Origin of the sequence: Actinomadura sp. KC06, from assembly GCF_004348735.1 — a bacterium.
GTDB lineage: Bacteria > Actinomycetota > Actinomycetes > Streptosporangiales > Streptosporangiaceae > Spirillospora.
In genome coordinates, this window is the sequence record NZ_SMKT01000341.1 from 1 (window position 1) to 3,221 (window position 3,221).

Sequence of the window (3,221 nt, forward strand, 5' to 3'; positions counted from 1 at the left end):
GCCCCTCCCAGCCCCGCGTCCCGGCCGGGCTGGATCCGGGCGACACGCCTTAGTCAAGGAGGCGTTCAGCATGTCGGGCGAACACCACACCATCGAACTCCCTAACACCCTGGCCACCCCACCCAACGGCACAGCCCCACCGAACGGCACAGCCCCACCGAACGGCACGGCCCCGTCCAACGGGACCGCTATGCCCAACGGCGCGGCTTCGTCCAACGGCGCCGCGGTCCTGCTGGGCGAGCTGACGCTGCCCGCCGAGCATGAATCGGTGCCCCAGGCCCGGCGCTTCAGCCGGTCCGTCACCACGGGCTCCGAGATCGGGCACGTCGGCGACGACGCGGAGGTCCTCGTCTCCGAGCTCGTCACCAACGCCGTCCGGCACGCCGCCGCCGTCCCCGGCACGGTGCTGTCGCTGCGGCTCCTGCGCGCCGGAACCCGGCTCCGCATCGAGGTCCACGACCAGAGCGCCGGCGTGCCGCGGACGCGGTTCGCCGACGGCGGCGGCGTCGACCTCATGGAGGAGACGGGACGGGGCTGGTTCCTCGTCGCGATCATGGCCGACCGGCACGGCACCGAGCACACGCCGTCCGGCAAGGCCGTCTGGTGCGAGGTCCGCGCCTGGCCGCGGGACGCGCGTCCCGGCCGCTGAGCCCGCCTTTCCTCGCAACCCCGCGCAGCGATGGGAAGCAGCATGTCCGTTGACTACTACCGCTCGGACGGGAGACGCGCCACCTCCGACGAGGCCCAGCGCCTTCTGCTGGACGTACGGGGACGCCTGCTGGCACAGGACGTCATCCGCGTCGGCGGCGTCGTGGTGGTCGTGTCGACCTGGTTCACCGTGATCGACCTCGGATTCGCGGCGAACGGGCGACCGCTGCTGTGGCAGACGATCGTGTCCGATCTCTCGATGCACGCCGACGTCGGCCGGTACTCCACCCGTGAGAAGGCCGTGCACGGGCACGCCCGGGCCGTCGCGAAGATCACCAGCCGCCTGCGCGGCCTGGTCGCGCGCGCCGCCCTGGACGAGGCGCGGCCCTGACCCCATCCCCGACGAGGTCGGCGAGCCCGACGAGAGCGAAAGCCAAGCCAGAAACCGATAGAGCGGGCCACGGTTCGAGGCCCGTTCCCCCGCTTGAGGTTGTGATCTGATGGTTGGCGAAGGCCGGCCGGCGGACCCCTACGCGGCCGCCTCGAACAATGAGTCCCCGCACGCCGAAACTCCGTACGGCGAGTCTCCGTACAGCGAGACCTCGTACGGCGAGTCACGGCACCATGCGTCCGCACGCGAGCACAGGAGGAAGCGGCCGATCCGCCTGCGGATCACGGCCCTGCTGCTGGTACCGCTGGTCTCGCTCATCGGCCTGTGGGCGTTCGCCGCGAACATCACGGTCGACGACGCGTCCGACAAGTTCGACTTCTCGACGACGTACGAGAAGATGGGCCTGCCCGGCATCAACCTGGTGGGCATGCTCCAGGCCGAACGATCCCTCAGCGTCGTCGCGCTCAGCACCCGCGACGCCAAGGACAGGCAGAAGCTCGGCGGGCTGCGCGCACGGGTCAGCGCCATGGAGGCGTCCTTCCGCAAGACCGCGACGTCGCCCGAGGCGCGCGACGCCGCCGAACCCGAGACGAAGCGGCGCCTGGCCGTCGCGATCAAGGCGCTGGACACGCTGCCGACGCTGCGCGCCCAGGTCGACGCGGGCAGCGCCGAGCCGCTCGACGTCATCAACGCCTACAGCACCGTCCTGGACGAGGTCATCAAGGTCTTCAACGGCCTGGTGACGGTCAACGACGTCGCCATCATGACGCAGGGCCGCGCGCTGATCAGCCTCGGCAACGCCCGCGCCTACATGCTCCGCGAGGACTCGCTCGTCACCGCCGCGATGGCGCGCAACGGGCGGCTCACGCCCGCCGAGCACACCGCGTTCATCCAGTGGGCGGCCGAGGGGCGGCGCGAGTTCGACGCCGGGCTCGCCGACCTGAACGCCGAGATCCGCGGGCCGCTTGAGCAGCTCGCCGCGTCCGACGGCTTCCAGCGCTACCGGGCCGCCGAGGCCGCGATCGTCAACGCGCGCGGCGACCGGCTGCCCGCCGAGGCGGCGGACTGGCAGGCGACCACCCAGCTGCTGTCGCAGGCGTGGGCGCAGAAGGTCACGCAGGCGAGCCTGGCGCTCAACGAGATGGCCAAGCCGATCGGGGACCGGATCATCCTCCGGCTCGTCCTCGCGGGCGGGTTCGGCCTGCTCGCCGTGGTCGTCTCGATCGTGCTGTCGCTGCTGGCGGCCCGCAGCCTGTCCCGCGAGCTGCGCGGGCTGCAGCGCGCCGCACTGCACCTCGCCGAGGACCGGCTGCCCGCCGTGGTGGCCCGGCTGCGCCGCGGCGAGGAGGTCGACGTGGACGCCGAGGTGCCGCCGCTCGTCATCGGCAAGACCAAGGAGGTCGCCCGCGTCGGCGACGCGTTCACGCGGGTGCAGCGCACCGCCATCGACACCGCCGTCCGCGAGTCGTACCTGCGGCAGGGCATCAGCCGCGTGTTCCTCAACGTCGCGTGGCGCAACCAGTCGCTGCTGCACCGCCAGCTCCGCATGCTGGACGAGATGGAGCGCGGCGCGTCCGACCCGAAGGCCCTCGAGGACCTGTTCCGCCTCGACCACCTCACCACCCGCATGCGCCGGCACGCGGAGGGCCTGGTCATCCTGTCCGGGACGTCCCCGGGCCGCGGCTGGAGCAGGCCCGTGCACGTCGAGGACGTGCTGCGCGCCGCCGTCTCCGAGGTCGAGGACTACACGCGCGTCGAGGTCGTCGTCGTGACGGGGCAGGCCGCGGTGATCGGCGAGGCCGTCGCGGACATCATCCACCTGCTCGCCGAGCTGATCGAGAACGCCACGGTGTTCTCGCCCGCGCCGACCGAGGTGCTCGTCCGCGGCGAGATGGGCGCCAACGGGTTCGCCGTGGACGTCATCGACCGCGGCATCGGCCTCGACCAGTCCGAACTCGACGCGCTGAACCTGCGGCTGTCGCGGCCGCCCGAGTTCGACCTCGCCGTCACCGACCGGCTCGGCCTGTTCGTCGTCGCCCGCCTCGCTGGACGGCACGGCATCCGGGTCGCGCTGCAGCCGTCGCTGTACGGGGGCGTCAGCGCGGTCGTGCTGATCCCGCGCGAGCTCATCGTGGACGCCGATCAGCCCGAAGACGAGGACGTCTCCGGCGCCGTCCCCGCC

The 3,221-nt window shown here is 72.2% G+C and carries 3 protein-coding genes; all 3 read left to right on the forward strand.

The window, feature by feature from the left end:
• Positions 1-70 precede the first annotated feature (70 nt).
• On the forward strand, positions 71-649 hold the full coding sequence (locus E1287_RS42695) for an ATP-binding protein (protein ID WP_165969470.1): 579 nt from the start codon (positions 71-73) through the stop codon (positions 647-649).
• Positions 650-691: 42 nt separating this feature from the next.
• Positions 692-1,039: a hypothetical protein gene (locus E1287_RS42700; RefSeq protein ID WP_131971769.1), complete on the forward strand. Its 348-nt coding sequence runs from the start codon at positions 692-694 to the stop codon at positions 1,037-1,039.
• 109 nt (positions 1,040-1,148) lie between these two features.
• Positions 1,149-3,221, forward strand: a 2,073-nt coding sequence (locus E1287_RS42705; protein WP_131971770.1) for a nitrate- and nitrite sensing domain-containing protein, incomplete at its 3' end; no start/stop codon positions are given.

Bases quoted from the DNA above. Each gene is read 5' to 3' on its own strand.
- E1287_RS42695 (WP_165969470.1), top strand. From the start codon at position 71: ATGTCGGGCGAACACCACACCATCGAACTCCCTAACACCCTGGCCACC.
- E1287_RS42700 (WP_131971769.1), top strand. From the start codon at position 692: ATGTCCGTTGACTACTACCGCTCGGACGGGAGACGCGCCACCTCCGAC.